This is a genomic window from Caballeronia sp. LZ032, from assembly GCF_031451315.1.
In the GTDB taxonomy this organism is placed as follows: Bacteria; Pseudomonadota; Gammaproteobacteria; order Burkholderiales; family Burkholderiaceae; genus Caballeronia.
The window spans coordinates 1705657-1722921 of the sequence record NZ_JARUXP010000001.1; the positions used below are offsets into that span (position 1 = coordinate 1705657).

Below are 17265 nucleotides of genomic sequence, written 5' to 3' on the forward strand. Positions count from 1 at the left end.
AGGCGCCGTCCCTGCCCTACACTGAAGCCTCTTCAACGAGGAGATGCCATGCGCGCCGTACGCTGCAACGAACACGGATTGCCCGCCACGCTCGCCATCGAGACGCTGCCTGACCTGCATCCGGAAGCAGGCGAACTCGTCATCGACGTGAAAGCCGCCAGCGTGAACTTCCCCGACGTGCTCATCATCCAGAACAAGTACCAGTTCAAGCCGCCGCTGCCCTTTACGCCGGGCGCCGAGTTTGCGGGCGTCGTGCGTGCAGTGGGCGCCGGTGTCGCCGGCTTCGCGCCGGGCATGCGGGTGGCCGCCTACACGGCGCATGGCGCGTTCGCCGAACAGGCGCGCGTCAACGCGGCAGACGTGATCGCGCTTCCCGACAATCTCGATTTTTCCGCCGCCGCCGCGTTCATGCTTGCCTACGGCACGTCGTATCACGCGCTGGTCGATCGCGGCGCATTGCAGCCCGGCGACACGCTGCTCGTCCTCGGCGCGGCGGGCGGCGTCGGGCTCGCGGCGATCCAGATCGGCAAGCTGGTCGGCGCGCGGGTGATCGCGGCGGCGTCGAGCGCCGAGAAACTCGCGTTCTGCCGAGAGCACGGCGCCGACGAGGTCATCGACTATGCGCACGAAGACTTGCGTGAACGCATCAAGACACTCACCGGCGGCAACGGTCCCGATGTGATCTTCGACCCCGTCGGCGGCGCGTATGCCGAACCGGCGTTTCGCAGCATCGGCTGGCGCGGGCGTTATCTCGTCGTGGGCTTCGCCAACGGCGAGATTCCGAAGCTGCCGCTCAACCTTGCATTGCTGAAGGGCGCGAGCGTGGTCGGCGTGTTCTGGGGCCATCACATGAAGCATGAGCACGCACTCGCCGAACAAGAGTTCGCCGCATTGATCGAGTGGATCAAGACCGGCAAGCTGCGTCCGGTCATCACGAAGCGCTACACGCTCGACCAGACGCCGCAGGCGCTCGACGACATGATGAACCGTCGCGTGACGGGGAAGATCGTGATCGAGATGTGAGCGTGGTGGAACGAAGACGCTAAGCGTCCGGGAGGATGCGCGCGTGGGCGCGGTCGACGTCACGCCGCATGTAAAGCGGGTAATCGGCGGGACGCAGATGAGCGCCCTGCAGATCGCTGAAGGCCGACATCACGCGATGCACCGTCAGCAACTGTTTCCACAAGCGTTCCTTCAGGGCCGCGAACGGTACCACCGAGGGCGGCAGCACCACCGCGCCCGGTCCCCAGCCGGGCCGCCAGGAGCGCGCGAGGCCGCGCCGCATGAACAACGTGAGCGTCGGCACGCCGATGGCCGACGCAAGATGCCCGAGTCCGGAATCGTTGCCGATGAACCAGCCCGATTCGGCGATCCACGTGGCGACATCGCCCAGGCGCGTGAGCGCGTTGAGTTCGTGGCCTTCGCGCGGAAGGTCGTCCCAGCCGGCAAGCTCGGCGGGCGCGACCAAGAAGCTCGGCAGCAACTGACGGCGAGAGAGCGCGCGTGACAACGCCAGGAATTTGTGACGCGTCCACATCTTTTCTGGATGACTGCCGGTGGGATGGATGACCACGCGATGCGCGACCCGTCCGCGCACGACGCCGGGCGGCACGACGAGCCCGTTGGAGCGCGTGACGTCGCGCAGCTGCAGCACGTTGACGCCGATATCGACGACGCGGTCCACCATGTGCTTCGAGCCGCCGTACTCGGGCAGCTCGGACAGGCACAGTGTGCGTCCGGTGCGGCTCAACGCGGAACCGTAGCTGGTAGGCCGCAGCTCGATGACCGTATCGAATGCGCCGAGATGCACAGCGGGACAGGCCTCGGCCTGCGTCCCTGCCCGTCCGACCTTTACATGAGGCAGCCAGTCCGCGAGTTGCTCTGCGACCCAGCCGAACACCACCGGACGATAGCCATTGCGGACGAGATTATTGACGAGAACGAGCCCGATCAGGCTGTCTCCGATCGGCTGTGGCAAGGCCACGGCAACCGTGATGTCGGCTGGCAATCTCATGCTGGACGGGCGCAAACACGTGAGTGAACGCCGCGCCAGCGGATGACACGCTGCGCTCAGGAATGCGGCAGGCGTGGGTCGCTTCATGGCGCGGTAAGTGAGCCGAACCTTGCAGCGATGCGCCGGACGTATGCAGCCTCGCCGCCGATTCAGTCTCCCTCAACGACCATAACCGAATTGCGCCAGGCAAACTGACATGTTTTGTCGCGCCCGTCGGCAGATAGGGCGACCGCGGCAACATCGCGGCCGCTATCTGACCATCCCAATGTGACACGCGGCATCACGGCCTAGAGTTTTTCCGTGTCGCCGCTCTTGGGCTGCCACTTCATGAGGCGCCGCTCGGCCAGCGCGACGAGGCCGTCGAGCACGAGCGCGAACGCCGTCAGCACGAGGATGCCGGCGAACACCGTGTTGATGTCGAAGGTGCCTTCAGCCTGCAGGATCAGATAGCCGACGCCGCGCGCCGAGCCGAGATACTCGCCGACCACCGAGCCGACGAACGCCAGCCCCACCGAGGTATGCAGGCTGGAGAACACCCAGCTCGTCGCGCTCGGCAGATAGACGTGCCGCAACAGCTGCTTGCGGTTCGCGCCGAGCATGCGGGCGTTGGCGAGCACGACCGGGCTCACTTCCTTCACGCCCTGATAGACGTTGAAGAAGACGATGAAGAACACCAGCGTGACGCCGAGCGCCACTTTCGACCAGATGCCCAGGCCGAACCACACCGCGAAGATGGGCGCGAGAATCACGCGCGGCATCGAGTTGGCGGCCTTGATGTAGGGATCGAGGAGCGCGCTGGTCAGCGGCGCGAGCGCGAGCCACAAGCCGACGCCGAGACCGGACACCGTGCCGATCACGAACGCCAGCACGGTCTCGATCAGCGTCACCCACAGGTGCACGTAGATTTCGCCGCTGGTGAACCACTCCCAGATGCGCACCAGCACCTTCTGCGGCTCGCCGAAGAAGAACGCGGCCTTGGAGGCGTCGTCGAAATAGAAAGGCGGCAGGAGCGTCGGGCTCGTCAGCACGTACCAGAGCACGAAGCAGGCAAGCAGCAACAGCCACTGCCACACGATGAGATTCCCGCGATTCGGGCGCAGCTTGTTCCACATGGTCGTTTGGTCTTATTCGGCGGCGGCGGGCTTCAGCTGCTGCTGGTAGCCCTTCAACACTTCCTCGCGCAGCACGCCCCAGATCTGCGCGTGCAGTTCGACGAAGCGCGGATGCGAGCGGATCTCGGCGACATCGCGCGGACGCGGCAGGTCGATCCTGAACTCGCCGATCGGATGCGTCCCCGGCCCCGCCGCCAGCACGACGACGCGGTCCGACATCGAGATCGCTTCGTCGAGATCGTGCGTGATGAACAGCACGGCCTTGCGCTTGGCGGCCCACAGGTCGAGCAACTCGTTCTCCATCAGCTGGCGCGTCTGGATGTCCAGCGCGGAGAACGGTTCGTCCATCAGGATGATGTCGGGATCGAGGATCAGCGTCTGCGCCATCGCGACGCGCTTGCGCATGCCGCCCGACAGCTGATGCGGATAACGGTCGCCGAAACCGCCCAAGCCGACGCGCTTGAGCCATTCCTCGCCGCGCGCGTCGGCGTCGCGCTTCGACATGCCGCGGAACACGAGGCCCGCCGTCACGTTGTCGAGCGCGGAGCGCCACGGCATCAGGCCGTCGGCCTGGAACATGTAGCCCGCGCGCCGGTTGATGCCGTCGAGCGGCTCGCCGAACACCTTCACGGCGCCCGTCGAAGGCGCGAGCAGTCCCGCCGACACGTTCAGCAAGGTCGACTTGCCGCAGCCGGTCGGCCCGACGACGGAAACGAATTCGCCCGGCGCGATCGCGAGGCTGGTATCGCGGACCGCGGTATAGCGGTCCTTGCGGCTCGCGCGCGACACGAACGTGCAGGTGACGTCGGCCAGTTCGAGCGCGGGTGTGGAAGACGAGGACATCGGTCAGGCCTTGACGTTGGCAAGCGCCTTCTTGACGAAGTCGTTGGTCCAGGTCTTCGAGAGATCGATCGGCTTGCCCTTCACGGTTTCGTCGAAGGCCTGCAGGGTCTTGAGCGAGGTCGCGGGACCGTCGGCGGGCATCAGGCCGTCCGGCGAAAGCGCTTCCTTCACGTGCTGCCACGAATCGAGATAGAGCGCACGATCGCCGAGCAGATAGCTTTCCGGCACCGTCGCGATCAGGTCCTTGCCCGATGCGCTCTGCAGCCACTTGAGCGCGCGCACCATCGCGTTGGTCAGGGCCTGCGTGGTGTTCGGATTCTTCGTGATGAAGCTCTGCGACGCATACAGGCAGCCGGCCGGCATGTTGCCGCCGAACACCTTGACCGTGTCCGCGAGCGTGCGCGTGTCCGAGACGATGCGGATCTCGCCCGCGCGTTCGAGCTTGGTCATGACCGGATCGAGGTTGGCGATGGCGTCGATCTGCCCCGACTCCAGCGCGGCGATCGCGCCCGCGCCCGCGCCGACGCCGATGAACGCGACGTCGCTGGCCTTGAGGCCGGCCTGCGCGAGCACGAAGCTCGCCATGATCGAGGTGGACGAACCCGGCGCCGTCACGCCGATCTTCTTGCCCTTCAGGTCCGCGACCGATTTGTAGTTCGGCATCGTCTTCTTCGAGACGGCGAGCACGATCTGCGGCGCGCGTCCTTGCAGCACGAATTCGCGGAAATACTGGTTCTTGGCCTGCAGCAACAGCGTGTGTTCGAACGCGCCGGACACGACGTCCGCGCTGCCGCCGACCGCCGCCTGCAATGCCTTCGCGCCGCCGGCGAAGTCGGAGATTTCGACTTCGAGCCCTTCGTCCTTGAAGTAGTTGCGACGCTCGGCGATGGTGAGCGGCAGGTAGTAGAACAGGTTCTTGCCGCCGACGGCGATCGACACCTTGCTCTGTTCGGGTTTGGCCTGGGCGAAGGCGAGCGGCATGTTCGAGAGTGCGCCACCCGCGAGCATCGCGCCGCTCGCGAGGAAGGTTCTGCGTTTCATCGTTCTAGTCTCCTGGACTTTGTTGTTGTCTCTCGCGTGCGAGAACGCGTTGAGGCCGGGTTCAGATCACCTTGGCCGCGCGCAGCCGCGCAATATCGTCGGCATGATACCCGAGCGTATGCAGGACTTCATCCGTATGTTCGCCGAGCTGCGGTCCGAGCCAGCGGGTTTCGCCCGGCGTCTCGGAGAGCTTCGGCGTGACGTTCGGCAGCGTGATCTCGCGGCCGTCCTGCCACGGAAAGCGTTGCAGCATCTGGCGCGCAATGTACTGCGGATCGGTGAACATGTCGGCGACGCTGTAGATGCGGCCCGCCGGCACCTCGGCCGCGTTGAGCACGGCGAGCGCCTCGTCGATGCTGCGCGTCGAGAGCCATGCGGCAATCGCCGCGTCGATTTCCTGCGTGCGCGGCACGCGGCCGTCGTTCGAGGCGAGCGTCGGGTCGTCGGCGAGATCGGCGCGCTCGATGGCGTTCATCAGGCGCTTGAAGATCGGGTCGCTGTTGCCGCCGATCACGATGCTGCCGTCGCGGCACGGATACGTATTCGACGGCACGATGCCCGGCAGCGACGCGCCGGTGCGCTCGCGCACCATGCCGTACACGCCGTATTCCGGCACCACGCTTTCCATCATGTTGAAGACGGCCTCGTACAGCGCGACATCGACGACCTGCCCCTTGCCGCCGTTCACCTGCTTGTGATGCAGCGCCATCAGCGCGCCGATCACGCCGTGCAGCGCCGCGATCGAATCGCCGATCGAAATGCCGATGCGCGGCGGCGGCAGATCCGGATAGCCGGTGATGTGGCGCAGGCCGCCCGTGGATTCGGCGATCGCGCCGAAGCCCGGCCGGTCACGATAAGGGCCGGTCTGGCCGTAGCCCGAAAGCCGCACCATCACGAGCCCCGGGTTCTCGGCCGAGAGCGTCTCGTAGCCGAGCCCGAGCTTTTCCAGCAGGCCGGGACGGAAGTTCTCGATGACGACGTCGGCTTCCTTCGCGAGCCGCCGCACGATCTCCTTGCCCTCTTCGGCCTTGAGATTCACCGTGACGGATTTCTTGTTGCGCGCCTGCACCGCCCACCACAGCGACGTGCCGCCGACTTCCGGATAGAGCTTGCGCCATTTGCGCAAGGGATCGCCGCCGTTCGGGTCTTCGATCTTGATGACCTCGGCGCCGAACTCGCCCATGAAGCGCGCGGCGAACGGGCCGGCGATCAGCGTGCCGAGTTCCAGCACTTTGACGCCGGCAAGCGGTCCGGACGTGGTGCTCATGACGTGTCTCCTTCGATTGTTCTTGTGCGGGCTCAGAGCGGCATGTCGAGCGGCTTGAAGCGCGGGGTGCCGTCGGCGAGGGTTTCGTTGAACATCGCCGCGGGGCGCACCCACAGGCCGCGTTCATGCGGCCACAGATGCTCGTAGACGATCATCGCTTCCTCGGTTTCCGAGTGCCGCGCGACGCCGATCACGCGATACAGCCCGCCCTTGTAATGCCGATGGGTGGCGAGCGCGAGGGCTTCGGTTTCAGTCATCGGATCAGGTCCTTCATACGGAGCGCCGATCGAGCATCGCACGCGCGATGGTGCCCGCATCGACATATTCGAGTTCGCCGCCAACCGGCACGCCGCGGGCGAGGCGCGTCACTTTCAGGCCGCGCGCCTTGAGCGTCTGCGCGAGATAGTGCGCGGTGGCCTCGCCTTCGTTCGTGAAGTTGGTCGCGAGCACGACTTCCTGCACGATGCCGTCGAGCGCGCGGCCGATCAGACGTTCAAAGTGGATTTCCTTCGGTCCGATGCCGTCGAGCGGACTCAGCCGTCCCATCAGCACGAAATACAGGCCCTTATAAGTGAGGGTCTGCTCGAGCATGATCTGGTCGGCGGGCGTTTCGACCACGCACAGGAACGTGGAGTCGCGCTCTTCGTCGCTGCAGACTTCGCAGATCTCGGCTTCGGTGAAGGTGTTGCACTTCGCGCAGTGCTTGAGATGCTCGGTCGCGAACAGCAACGACGCGCCGAGTTTCTCGGCGCCGGCGCGGTCATGCTGCATCAGGTGATACGCCATGCGCTGCGCCGATTTCGGGCCGACGCCGGGCAGCGCGCGCAGCGCCTCGACCAGCGCCGCCAGGGCGGAAGGTTGTTTCATGTGTCCTCGTGACGCGCCGGCCAGACGTCCGGCGCGCGGGTTCAGAACGGCAGCTTGAAGCCGGGCGGCATGGGCATGCCGGCCGTCATGCCGCTCATCTTTTCCTGCGTGGTGGCCTCGGCCTTGCGCACGGCGTCGTTGAACGCGGCGGCGACCAGGTCTTCGAGCATGTCCTTGTCGTCGGCGAGCAGGCTCGGGTCGATCGAGACGCGCTTGACGTCGTTCTTGCAGGTCATCGTCACCTTGACGAGACCGGCGCCCGACTGGCCCTCGACCTCGATCAGCGCGAGCTGGTCCTGCATCTTCTTCATGTTTTCCTGCATCTGCTGGGCCTGTTTCATCAGCCCGGCGAGTTGATTCTTCATCATGGTTCGGCTCCTTCCTGGAAAACGTGTGGCGGACGGGTGCGCGCGCGATCACGGCGCCCGGTATTCAATGCGGCTGCACGGCATGCTTCGTCAAGACGGATTCGCGCCCGTCGCGGCGATCGGCTTGATCGATCCCTGCACGATGCTCGCGCCAAAATCGCGGATCAGCGACTGCACGAACGGATCCTGCGTGATTTCCTGCTCGGCTTCCTGCTGGCGCCGGGCGCGCGCGGCGGCATCGAGCGCGGCGGCGGTGCGGCGTGCGGGCCCGACGTTGACGTTGACTTCGAGCGCACGGCCGAGTTTCTCGGCGAGCGCGGCCTTGAGCTTCGCGACGTGCGCGGCGTCGGTGTACATCTGCACCGGCACCGCGAGCGTGAGCGATGAGGCGTCGCAGGCGGTGAGTTCGCTGTTGAACGCGAGCTGGTACGCCACGCCCTTCAGCGGCAGATCGACGGCGAGCGCGGCCCACTCGAGCGTCAGGCCGAGCGCATCGAGCGGGACGGCGGGCGGCAGCGGCGTCGTGTCGATCTTCGGTTGCGGCGCCGACCGCACGGACGGCTCGCCGCCGAAGTGCAGGTCGTCGGGACCGCTGTCGAACGCGGGCACGAAGCCGTCGTCGGGCGCCATGAAGTATTCGTCTTCCGAGCCCGGCGGCGGGTAGTCGTCGGACGGCATGTCTTCCCACGGCGGGACGACTTTCGACTTGCCGGCGGGGGCGGCTTCTGGCTTGGCTTCGGGCTGCGCGGGCTGCCCGGTTGCTGCGACGGCATCGCGGCGCGCGGCGGGAGCCGGCACGGGTACGGCGGGCTTGGGTGCGGCCTTCGGCGCAGGCTTCGGCGTATTTTCCGCCGCAGCGGCCCCACGCGTACCGCGATCCGATGAAAGGCGCATGCCCGCGCTGCGCAGCACTTCGAGCGCCGCGCTCGCACCGCCCGCCGCACGCGGCGCGGCGGGTTCGGCGCGCGAGGCGCGAGCGGCAGCAGGCGCCGCTTCCTCAATGGCTTGCCGCGCCGCTTCGGGCATGGGCTTGTTGGCGACGGGCACCGCTTCGGGTTCAGGTTCAGTCGCAACCGGCACCGCTTCGCGTGCTTCAGCGGCTTCCGGCTGTACTGTCGGCGCCTTGGCCGGCGCGGCTACCTTCGGTTCAACCGCCGGTTGCTGGGACTCCACAACAGGCGCCTCGGCTTCGGCAACCGGCGCCGCCGCCTTTGTCTCGACAGACACCGCAGGCTTCGGAACCGGCGCCGGGCTGACCGCGCGCTCGGCCATCGCGCCGGCCAGCGCCGCGCCGCGAACCGGCCTGGCAGGCGCGGGCGCGCTCACCGCGACACCGCCGCCGCCTGGACCGCCGGCGGGCTCGAACGCGAGCATGCGCAGCAGCGTCATCGTGAAGCCGGCGTATTCGTCCGGCGCGAGACCGATTTCGCCGCGGCCTACTGTTGCGATCTGATAGAAGAGCTGCACCTGTTCGGCGGACAGCATCTCGGCGAAGCGGCGGATGTCGGCGGCTTCCGGCCATTCGTCCAGCACCGACGACGGCGCGAACTGCGCCCACGCCACGCGATGCAGCAGGCTCGCCAGATCCTGCAGCGCGGTGGAGAACGACAGGCTGCGCAGCGCCATTTCGTCGGCGATGTCGAGCACGAGCGCGCCGTCGCCGGCGGCGAGCGCGTCGAGCAGACGGATCAGATAGCTCTGATCCAGTGCGCCGAGCATGCCGCGCACGGCTTCTTCAGTCACCTGGTTGGCCGAATAGGCGATGGCCTGATCGGTCAGCGAGAGTGCATCGCGCATGCTGCCGTCCGCCGCGCGCGACAACAGCCGCAGCGCCTGCTGCTCGAACGCGATGCCCTCTTCCTTGAGGATGTTCTCCAGATGCCCGACGATATGCCCGGCTGGCATCTGCTTCAGGTTGAACTGAAGACAGCGCGACAGCACTGTGACCGGAATCTTCTGCGGATCGGTGGTGGCGAGGATGAACTTGACGTGCGGAGGCGGTTCTTCCAGCGTCTTCAACATGGCGTTGAAGGCGTGGTTCGTGAGCATGTGCACTTCGTCGATCATGTAGACCTTGAAGCGGGCATCGACGGGAGCGTACACGGCGCGTTCGAGCAGCGCCGCCATCTCATCGACGCCGCGATTGCTCGCCGCATCCATTTCCACATAATCGACGAAGCGCCCTTCGTCGATTTCCCGGCACGCGCGGCACACGCCGCACGGCTTCGAGGTCACGCCGGTTTCGCAGTTGAGCGCCTTCGCGAAGATCCGCGAGAGCGTCGTCTTGCCGACGCCGCGCGTGCCCGTGAAGAGATAGGCGTGATGCAGGCGGCCGCCGTCGAGCGCGTGCGTGAGCGCACGGACGACGTGCTCCTGGCCGACGAGCGACTCGAACGATTTCGGCCGCCATTTGCGTGCGAGAACTTGATAGGTCATGCGCGAAATTGTATCAGCAACGACCTGGCGCAACGCCCGTTCCGACAGGGCCCGCGCGGGCGCAAGCATGCCGCTCGCAGACGCGACAATGCCGCATTCGTTGCCGCACGAGCAAGAGCCTGAAAACGCGAGGGGATGAGAAAACGAGGGGAGATAAAGCGGAAGGTGACGAGCCTGACCCTCGGCACTGGTGGAAAGCGGCTGTGGCTGCTTCGTTCCCGACCTGACCAGGTTGACCACGCCACCATGCGAGGAGGCCCGTCACGTCGAATTGTATCATGCAACGTCGAGCGCCCGGAAGGCTTGACGCGAAACGCATGCAGCCGACGCAATGTTCAGAACGCCTCTTGTACTCGGGGATTTCACCCTCAGATCATCGCTATCGGCACCCGGCAACGGATAGCAAAGTAGGCTAAGATGATGAGTGAATCATCCACAGGCGGCACGCATTGGTGCATCGCGGCCCTCTGATGGAACATTTGCCGCCGTTCGCCCTTGGTTTCGGCGCACGGCGAGCCGGTTTAGTCGCGCTCAGCGGCGACGTGGTCTCCTTAAGTTTTGATCTATCGTGGCGAGCATTCAAACGCGGGCCTCGAATCAATAGAGGTATTCAGACAATGAGCGAATCAATCAAGCACATCAGCGACGCTTCTTTCGAACAGGATGTCGTCAAGTCCGATAAACCTGTCCTGCTCGATTTCTGGGCCGAGTGGTGCGGTCCGTGCAAGATGATTGCCCCGATCCTCGACGAAGTCGCGAAGGATTACGGCGATCGCCTGCAGATCGCGAAGATCAATGTGGACGAACATCAGTCGACGCCGGTCAAGTTCGGCGTGCGTGGCATCCCCACGCTGATCCTGTTCAAGAACGGCGCAGTCGCCGCGCAAAAGGTCGGCGCATTGTCGAAGTCGCAACTTACCGCGTTCCTCGACAGCAACCTGTAACAGCGTCATCGGCGGGCCCGGTCTGACACAGCGCCCGCCGTGCCACCCGCGCCTTTACCAGCGCGCGCTCGTGGCAAAGCCGATGTTGTCGCACGACAACATCGGCCGAAAAGCCCCGCCCAACGCCCACCCGAGGCTCAAGCGGCGTGTGCTATGCTAGAATCACAAGAGTTCAAGAAGTATTAAGTCTCGAGCGGTTCCGCTCACCTCTTCTCCCAAATCTTTCGTCGCACCTCTTCTCCCTGGCGGGAAATCCGTATGCATTTATCCGAGCTCAAGTCTCAGCACGTATCGGCACTGATCGAGATGGCCAATGGCCTCGAGATCGAAAATGCGAACCGCCTGCGCAAGCAGGAATTGATGTTCGCAATTCTTAAAAAGCGCGCCAAGGGCGGCGACACGATTTTCGGCGACGGCACGCTCGAAGTGCTGCCCGACGGCTTCGGCTTCCTGCGTTCGCCCGAGACTTCTTATCTTGCGAGCACGGACGATATTTATATCAGCCCGTCGCAAATCCGCCGTTTCAATCTGCACACCGGCGACACGATCGAAGGGGAAGTGCGCACGCCGAAGGACGGCGAGCGGTATTTCGCGCTGGTGAAGGTCGACAAAGTCAACGGGCAGCCGCCCGAGGCCTCGAAGCATAAGATCATGTTCGAGAACCTCACGCCGCTGCACCCGAACAAGCCGCTGCCGCTCGAACGCGAAATGCGCGGCGAGGAAAACGTCACGGGCCGGATCATCGACATGATCTCGCCGATCGGCAAGGGCCAGCGCGGCCTGCTGGTCGCATCGCCGAAGTCGGGCAAGACCGTGATGCTCCAGCACATCGCGCACGCCATCAAGCAGAACCATCCGGACATCGTGCTGTTCGTGCTGCTCATCGACGAACGTCCTGAAGAAGTCACGGAAATGCAGCGCTCGGTGAAGGGCGAAGTGATCGCCTCCACCTTCGACGAACCCGCCGCGCGTCACGTGCAGGTCGCCGAAATGGTCATCGAGAAAGCCAAGCGCCTGGTCGAGATGAAGCACGACGTTGTGATCCTGCTCGACTCCATCACGCGTCTCGCGCGCGCCTACAACACCGTCGTGCCCGCTTCGGGCAAGGTGCTGACGGGCGGTGTCGACGCCAACGCGCTGCAACGGCCGAAGCGCTTCTTCGGTGCGGCGCGCAATATCGAGGAAGGCGGTTCGCTGACCATCATCGGCACGGCGCTGATCGAGACCGGCAGCCGCATGGACGACGTCATCTACGAAGAGTTCAAGGGCACCGGCAACATGGAAGTGCACCTCGAGCGCCGTCTCGCGGAAAAGCGCGTCTATCCGTCGATCAACCTGAACAAGTCGGGCACGCGTCGCGAAGAACTGCTCATCAAGCCGGACCTGCTGCAGAAGGTCTGGGTGCTGCGCAAGTTCATCCACGACATGGACGAAGTCGAAGCCATGGAATTCCTGCTCGACAAGATTCGCCAGACGAAGAACAACGCCGAGTTCTTCGACATGATGCGCCGCGGCGGCAGTTGATCCACGCGCTGCGCACTTCAGAGAAAACCGCCTGCCCGCCAGGCGGTTTTTTTACGCCCGACGCCGGCCGGCCTCCGTACACTCCGTACAATCCGGTCTGTCGAAGCCAACCGCTCATCCGATGGCCAACCTCCTTTCCCGCTGGTTCGGCGCACAACGCCGCGAGCGCGCGCTGCGCAAGTACGCGATCGACGACACCCTGTGGCAACGCACGCTCGACACCTATCCGTGCTTCAACCATCTGGACGACGCGGATCTCGGCCGCCTGCGTGAAACCGCGAGCCTGTTCATCGCGCAGAAGGAATTCTCCACCGCGCACGATCTCGAACTGACCGACGCGATGATCGTCTCCATCGCCGCGCAGGCCTGCCTGCCGGTGCTGAATCTCGATCTCGACCTGTATCGCGGCTGGGTGGGCGTGATCGTGTATCCGGGCGAGTTCGTCATCCGCAAGACGGTGGAGGATCAGGACGGCGTGGTCCATGAGATCGAGCACGATGCGAGCGGCGAGGCCTGGGAAGGCGGTCCGGTCGTGCTGTCATGGGAAGACGCGCAGATGGTCGATGGCTCGGACGCCTACAACGTGGTGATCCACGAGTTCGCGCACAAGCTCGACATGGTGACGGGCGAAGCCGACGGCCATCCGCCGCTGTTCCGCCGCTGGCATGCGCCGCTCGACACCGCCGCCTTCGCCGATATCTTCGACAACGCCTACGACCAGTTCTGCGCGCGCGTGGACGCGGTGCCGGAGCGGCGCTGGAGCCGCTTCGAGCGCGAATCGCTGATCGACCCTTACGCGGCGGACCATCCGTCCGAATTTTTCGCGGTATGCAGCGAGGCGCTGTTCGTCACGCCGCGGGCCTTCGAGGCGGAGTATCCCGAACTCTACCGGCTGCTGGCGCGCTATTACCGGCAGGACCCGGCGGGCACGGGCGCGCTTGACGCCGCCCGCGCCTGACGAAAAACCTCGCGAAGAAGTGTCAACCAACTGATTTTCTGGCATAATCGCCGTTTTTCGACCCTAGGCAAGTGACTCGCGCCGGACGCTTCAGGGCGTTTTCAGACAAGCGCAGCGGGTTGGCTACCGCCAGATACCAGGAAAGACCATGAAAGAAGGCATTCACCCGAATTACCGCGAAGTCCTGTTCATCGACATGTCGAACGACTTCAAGTTTGTGACCCGTTCGACCATCCAGACGCGCGAAACCGCCGAATTCGAAGGCAAGACCTACCCGCTCGCGAAGATCGAAGTGTCGTCGGAATCGCATCCGTTTTACACCGGCCAGCAGAAGATCATGGACACGGCCGGCCGCGTCGAAAAGTTCAACAACAAGTTCGCACGCTTCTCCACCAAGAAGTAAGTCGGGCTTCACGGACTCAGCAAAAAGGGCAGCTCTCGCTGCCCTTTTTTGTCGCCGGACGCTTTGTGTTCCGGTCTGCATCGGCACTGCGCGCGGCATCGTCCTTGCTCGGACAGCACGATTGCATCACCCCGTTACGGCAAATTCCATCGACGCGCCGGTAATGCCGCCGCGCGACTACAATGCCGGTTGCTCGAGCCCCGCTGCACCTGCGGCCGAAGCCAGCGCCGCCACCGGGACCGTTTTCCATACAGCCTATCGCATGCGATCCGTCGTTCGTCTGACTGCCTCCGCCACCAGCGCCCTGCCGCGCTGGCTGTTGCTTGCCATCTGCATCGTCTATGCGTCGTTCGGGCTGTTCGGGCGCGATCCGTGGAAGAACGAGGACGCGGCCGGCTTCGGCGTGATGTGGACCATGGCCAACGGCGATGCCCGCGACTGGCTGCTGCCGAATCTCGTCGGCAAGGCGCCCACCGCCGATGGCCCGCTGATGTACTGGCTCGGCGCGTCCGCCATTCGCCTGCTGAGCCCCTGGGTCGACGCGAGCAACGCCTCGCGCGTGGTCACCGGCCTGCTCTTCTGTCTCGCCTGCGCCTTCGTGTGGTATTCGGCCTATCTGCTCGGCCGCCGCGACGAAGCCCAGCCGTTCAAATACGCGTTCGGCGGCGAACCCGAGCCGCGCGACTACGGCCGCACGCTCGCCGACGGCGCCCTCCTGATCCTGCTCGCCTGCTTCGGTCTCGCCGAGCGCGGCCACGAAACCACCGCACAGCTCGCCCAGTTCGCCGGCACCGCGATGCTGCTCTACGGCCTCGTGCGCAGCCTCGACAAGCCTGTTCAAGGCGGCCTCGTATGGGGCGCGGCGCTGGGCGTGGTGGCGCTGTCGAGTTCGCCGGTACTGGTGTTCGCGCTGCTGCTCTGCACCCTCGCGATGACGATCATCGTCAAGCAGGTGCGCGCCCGGCCGCTGATCGTCTACGGCCTGCCGGTCGCGGTGCTGCTGATCGCTGCCTGGGTGCTCCCCGCCCTGCACTTCTACCCCGACGACGGCGAATGGTGGCTGCGCCAGTGGTGGCGCAACAGCTTCTCCTTCTTCTCCGGCACGCCCGGTTCCATCTTCGGCTACGCGATCAAGAACCTGCCGCTCTTCACCTGGCCGGCCTGGCCGCTCGCGCTGTGGGCCTTCGTCAGCTGGGGCGGCATGCGGCGCTCGCCGCACGTGGGCGTACCGCTTTCGATCATCGGACCGTTGCTCGTGCTGGTCGTGCTGCAGGCGCATGAAACCAACCGCCTTTTCATGCTGCTGCTGCCGCCGCTCTCGGTGCTCGCGACCTTCGCGCTGCCTACGCTTAAGCGCGGCGCGATCAATGCCATCGACTGGTTCGCGATGTTGAGCTTCACCGTCATCGGCACGCTGGTCTGGCTCGTGTGGACGGCCGGCATTTTCGGCTTCCCGGCGTCGATGGCCCGCAATCTCGCGCGTCTCGTGCCCGGCTTCCATCCCGAGTTCAAGCTCCTTTCCTTCGTCTGCGCCGTGGCCGTGACGGTCTGCTGGTTCCTGCTCGCCCGCTGGCGTCTCGCGCGGCATCCGAAGGTGCTGTGGCGCAGTGTCGTGCTGTCCAGTGCAGGCACCACGCTGATGTGGGTATTGCTCATGACTTTGTGGTTGCCCGTGGTCAACTACAGTCGGACGTATCGCGATGTCGCGGAGCAGATCGCGGATCATCTGCCGCCGGATTACACGTGTATCTCGCCGGTGCGTCTCGGCGACGCGCAGATCGCGACCTTCGCCTATTTCGGCGGCATGCATTTCGCGTTCGACGAGGATTGCGATGTGATCCTGCGCCAGGACCGCGCGGATTACGGCGAACCGTCGTCGCTGTCGGCATTCGAGTGGAAGCTGGTGTGGGAAGGCCGGCGCGTCGCCGACCGGGACGAGCGCTTCCGCCTGTACGTGCGCATCGAGCGTCCGACGCCGCCGCCGCCAAAGCCGCTGCGTCCGAGAAGCCTGCGCCGGAAGCAGTGACGCGATGCCCCTGCTGACGCCCCCGGCCAGCACGACCGGCATGCTGAGCGACGTGCGCAGGATCGCCGCGCTGGCGTGGCCGGTGCTGATCGGCCAGTTGGCCATCATCGCGTTCGGCGTGATCGACACCGCGATGGTCGGCCGCTTCTCCGCCACCGATCTCGCCGCGCTCGGCCTCGGCGGCTCGATCTATATCTCCGTGTATATCGGCCTGACGGGCATCCTGGTGGCCTTGCAGCCGATCGCCGGCCAGCTCTTCGGCGCGGGCCGCGAGAGTGAGATCGGCGAGGAGACGCGTCAGGCGCTGTGGCTTGCCGCCGCGCTCGCCGTGATCGGCTTCGTGCTGCTCTATCACCCCGAACCGCTGCTCTCGCTCGCGAAAGCGCCGCCCGCGCTGCACGACCGCACGGTCGACTATCTGCGCATCCTGTCGTTCGGCCTGCCCGCGAGCCTGGCGTTTCGCGTCTACAGCTCGCTCACCAATGCCGTCGGCAAGCCGCGCCTCGTGATGTTCCTGCAAGTCGGCGGGCTGCTGCTCAAGTTTCCGCTCAACAGCTGGTTCATCTTCGGCGGTGCGGGCGTGCCGGCGCTCGGCGGTCCCGGCTGCGCGCTCGCGAGCACGTTCATCAACTGGGCGCTGGCGATCGTCGGCATGACGGTGCTCGTGCGCTTCGAGTTCTTCCGCCCGTTCGGCATCTTCTCGCAGTTCTGCTGGCCGGTCTGGCGGCGTCAGCTCGCGCTGCTGCGCCTCGGCATTCCGATGGGTCTCTCCTATCTCATCGAGGTGACCTCGTACACCTTCATGGCGCTGTTCATCTCACGCTTCGGCACGACCACGCTCGCCGGCCACCAGATCGCGGGCAATCTCGGCGCGGTGCTGTACATGACGCCGCTGTCGATCGGCATTGCGTCGTCGACGCTCGTATCGCAGGCGCTCGGCGCCGGCCGCTATGACGACGCGCGCTCGATCTCGCGCCACGGCATCGGCGTGGCGTGCGTGCTGGCGCTGGTCTATGGCGTGATTCTGGTCGCGGCGCGCCCGCTGATCATCGCCGCCTACACGCCGGATGCGCACGTCATCGCGGCCGCCATGCCGCTCGTGCTGATCATCTTCTTCTATCACCTGTGCGACGCGCTCCAGGTCACGACCGCGTTCGTCCTGCGCGCCTACAAGGTGACGCTCGTGCCGACGCTGATCTATGCGGTCGCGCTGTGGGGCATCGGGCTGGGCGGCGGCTACCTGCTCGGCTTCGACATCGGCGGCGGCGTGCCGGAGTGGCTGCAGGGCGCGCGCGGCTTCTGGATCGCCAACTCGGCGAGCCTGGGCGTCGCGGGCATCGGCCTGTTTCTCTACTGGCGGCGCGTCAGCCTGCGGCGCGTCGCGCGAGTCGATGCGGACTGACGCAGCCGGAGCGTCATAAAACACAACCGGGATCGATTGGTAGAAAGAATGACGTAAGCG

16 protein-coding genes and 1 other RNA gene are annotated in these 17265 nt (G+C 65.4%); 7 read left to right on the forward strand and 10 right to left on the reverse strand.

Annotated elements, in window-relative coordinates; genetic code table 11:
- Positions 1-48 precede the first annotated feature (48 nt).
- On the forward strand, positions 49-1023 hold the full coding sequence (locus QCE69_RS07955; RefSeq protein WP_309916599.1) for an NADPH:quinone oxidoreductase family protein: 975 nt from the start codon (positions 49-51) through the stop codon (positions 1021-1023).
- Between the two features lie 19 nt (positions 1024-1042).
- On the opposite strand, the gene QCE69_RS07960 is transcribed toward QCE69_RS07955, so the two are convergent.
- From QCE69_RS07960 to ffs, 10 genes are all read right to left on the reverse strand, one after another.
- A complete protein-coding gene (locus QCE69_RS07960) occupies positions 1043-2014 on the reverse strand; it encodes a glycosyltransferase family 9 protein (protein WP_309930230.1) in 972 nt (323 codons plus the stop codon).
- Positions 2015-2301: 287 nt separating this feature from the next.
- Positions 2302-3126, reverse strand: coding sequence for an ABC transporter permease (locus QCE69_RS07965; RefSeq protein ID WP_309808509.1), 825 nt, complete (start codon positions 3124-3126; stop codon positions 2302-2304).
- Between the two features lie 12 nt (positions 3127-3138).
- On the reverse strand, positions 3139-3969 hold the full coding sequence (locus QCE69_RS07970) for an ABC transporter ATP-binding protein (RefSeq protein ID WP_309808510.1): 831 nt from the start codon (positions 3967-3969) through the stop codon (positions 3139-3141).
- A gap of 3 nt (positions 3970-3972) precedes the next feature.
- Positions 3973-5010: an ABC transporter substrate-binding protein gene (locus tag QCE69_RS07975; RefSeq protein WP_309930232.1), complete on the reverse strand. Its 1038-nt coding sequence runs from the start codon at positions 5008-5010 to the stop codon at positions 3973-3975.
- A gap of 61 nt (positions 5011-5071) precedes the next feature.
- The gene (locus QCE69_RS07980; protein WP_309930234.1) at positions 5072-6277 is read right to left on the reverse strand and encodes a CaiB/BaiF CoA-transferase family protein; all 1206 of its coding nucleotides are present in this window, start codon (positions 6275-6277) and stop codon (positions 5072-5074) included.
- A gap of 32 nt (positions 6278-6309) precedes the next feature.
- Complete coding sequence (locus QCE69_RS07985) at positions 6310-6534, reverse strand: DUF1653 domain-containing protein (protein WP_309808513.1); 225 nt, start codon at positions 6532-6534, stop codon at positions 6310-6312.
- Between the two features lie 13 nt (positions 6535-6547).
- Positions 6548-7144: a recombination mediator RecR gene (gene recR / locus QCE69_RS07990; protein ID WP_309916617.1), complete on the reverse strand. Its 597-nt coding sequence runs from the start codon at positions 7142-7144 to the stop codon at positions 6548-6550.
- Between the two features lie 41 nt (positions 7145-7185).
- Positions 7186-7512: a YbaB/EbfC family nucleoid-associated protein gene (locus QCE69_RS07995; RefSeq protein ID WP_014191628.1), complete on the reverse strand. Its 327-nt coding sequence runs from the start codon at positions 7510-7512 to the stop codon at positions 7186-7188.
- Between the two features lie 90 nt (positions 7513-7602).
- The gene (gene dnaX, locus QCE69_RS08000) at positions 7603-9948 is read right to left on the reverse strand and encodes a DNA polymerase III subunit gamma/tau (RefSeq protein ID WP_309930243.1); all 2346 of its coding nucleotides are present in this window, start codon (positions 9946-9948) and stop codon (positions 7603-7605) included.
- 164 nt (positions 9949-10112) lie between these two features.
- Positions 10113-10211, reverse strand: an RNA gene (ffs, locus tag QCE69_RS08005) — signal recognition particle sRNA small type.
- Between the two features lie 354 nt (positions 10212-10565).
- On the opposite strand from ffs, the gene trxA reads away from it, so the two are divergent.
- The 6 genes from trxA (at position 10566) to QCE69_RS08035 (ending at position 17205) form a co-directional block, all read left to right on the forward strand.
- Complete coding sequence (trxA, locus tag QCE69_RS08010) at positions 10566-10892, forward strand: thioredoxin TrxA (protein WP_008349330.1); 327 nt, start codon at positions 10566-10568, stop codon at positions 10890-10892.
- Positions 10893-11150: 258 nt separating this feature from the next.
- On the forward strand, positions 11151-12416 hold the full coding sequence (rho, locus tag QCE69_RS08015; protein ID WP_309808516.1) for a transcription termination factor Rho: 1266 nt from the start codon (positions 11151-11153) through the stop codon (positions 12414-12416).
- A gap of 121 nt (positions 12417-12537) precedes the next feature.
- A complete protein-coding gene (locus tag QCE69_RS08020) occupies positions 12538-13374 on the forward strand; it encodes a zinc-dependent peptidase (protein ID WP_309930244.1) in 837 nt (278 codons plus the stop codon).
- Between the two features lie 148 nt (positions 13375-13522).
- A complete protein-coding gene (locus QCE69_RS08025) occupies positions 13523-13777 on the forward strand; it encodes a type B 50S ribosomal protein L31 (protein ID WP_050452857.1) in 255 nt (84 codons plus the stop codon).
- A gap of 262 nt (positions 13778-14039) precedes the next feature.
- Entirely contained in the window at positions 14040-15803 is a 1764-nt protein-coding gene (locus QCE69_RS08030; protein ID WP_309916625.1) for a glycosyltransferase family 39 protein, read from the forward strand.
- Positions 15804-15843: 40 nt separating this feature from the next.
- A complete protein-coding gene (locus tag QCE69_RS08035; protein ID WP_309919733.1) occupies positions 15844-17205 on the forward strand; it encodes an MATE family efflux transporter in 1362 nt (453 codons plus the stop codon).
- Positions 17206-17265 lie beyond the last annotated feature (60 nt).

Coding starts and splice junctions, on each gene's coding strand:
- QCE69_RS08030 (WP_309916625.1), top strand. CDS start 14,040: ATGCGATCCGTCGTTCGTCTGACTGCCTCCGCCACCAGCGCCCTGCCG.
- QCE69_RS07970 (WP_309808510.1), bottom strand. CDS start 3,969: ATGTCCTCGTCTTCCACACCCGCGCTCGAACTGGCCGACGTCACCTGC.
- dnaX (WP_309930243.1), bottom strand. CDS start 9,948: ATGACCTATCAAGTTCTCGCACGCAAATGGCGGCCGAAATCGTTCGAG.
- QCE69_RS07980 (WP_309930234.1), bottom strand. CDS start 6,277: ATGAGCACCACGTCCGGACCGCTTGCCGGCGTCAAAGTGCTGGAACTC.
- QCE69_RS07995 (WP_014191628.1), bottom strand. CDS start 7,512: ATGATGAAGAATCAACTCGCCGGGCTGATGAAACAGGCCCAGCAGATG.
- QCE69_RS07960 (WP_309930230.1), bottom strand. CDS start 2,014: ATGAGATTGCCAGCCGACATCACGGTTGCCGTGGCCTTGCCACAGCCG.
- QCE69_RS07955 (WP_309916599.1), top strand. CDS start 49: ATGCGCGCCGTACGCTGCAACGAACACGGATTGCCCGCCACGCTCGCC.
- QCE69_RS07965 (WP_309808509.1), bottom strand. CDS start 3,126: ATGTGGAACAAGCTGCGCCCGAATCGCGGGAATCTCATCGTGTGGCAG.
- recR (WP_309916617.1), bottom strand. CDS start 7,144: ATGAAACAACCTTCCGCCCTGGCGGCGCTGGTCGAGGCGCTGCGCGCG.
- QCE69_RS07985 (WP_309808513.1), bottom strand. CDS start 6,534: ATGACTGAAACCGAAGCCCTCGCGCTCGCCACCCATCGGCATTACAAG.
- rho (WP_309808516.1), top strand. CDS start 11,151: ATGCATTTATCCGAGCTCAAGTCTCAGCACGTATCGGCACTGATCGAG.
- QCE69_RS08020 (WP_309930244.1), top strand. CDS start 12,538: ATGGCCAACCTCCTTTCCCGCTGGTTCGGCGCACAACGCCGCGAGCGC.
- QCE69_RS07975 (WP_309930232.1), bottom strand. CDS start 5,010: ATGAAACGCAGAACCTTCCTCGCGAGCGGCGCGATGCTCGCGGGTGGC.
- QCE69_RS08025 (WP_050452857.1), top strand. CDS start 13,523: ATGAAAGAAGGCATTCACCCGAATTACCGCGAAGTCCTGTTCATCGAC.
- QCE69_RS08035 (WP_309919733.1), top strand. CDS start 15,844: ATGCTGAGCGACGTGCGCAGGATCGCCGCGCTGGCGTGGCCGGTGCTG.
- trxA (WP_008349330.1), top strand. CDS start 10,566: ATGAGCGAATCAATCAAGCACATCAGCGACGCTTCTTTCGAACAGGAT.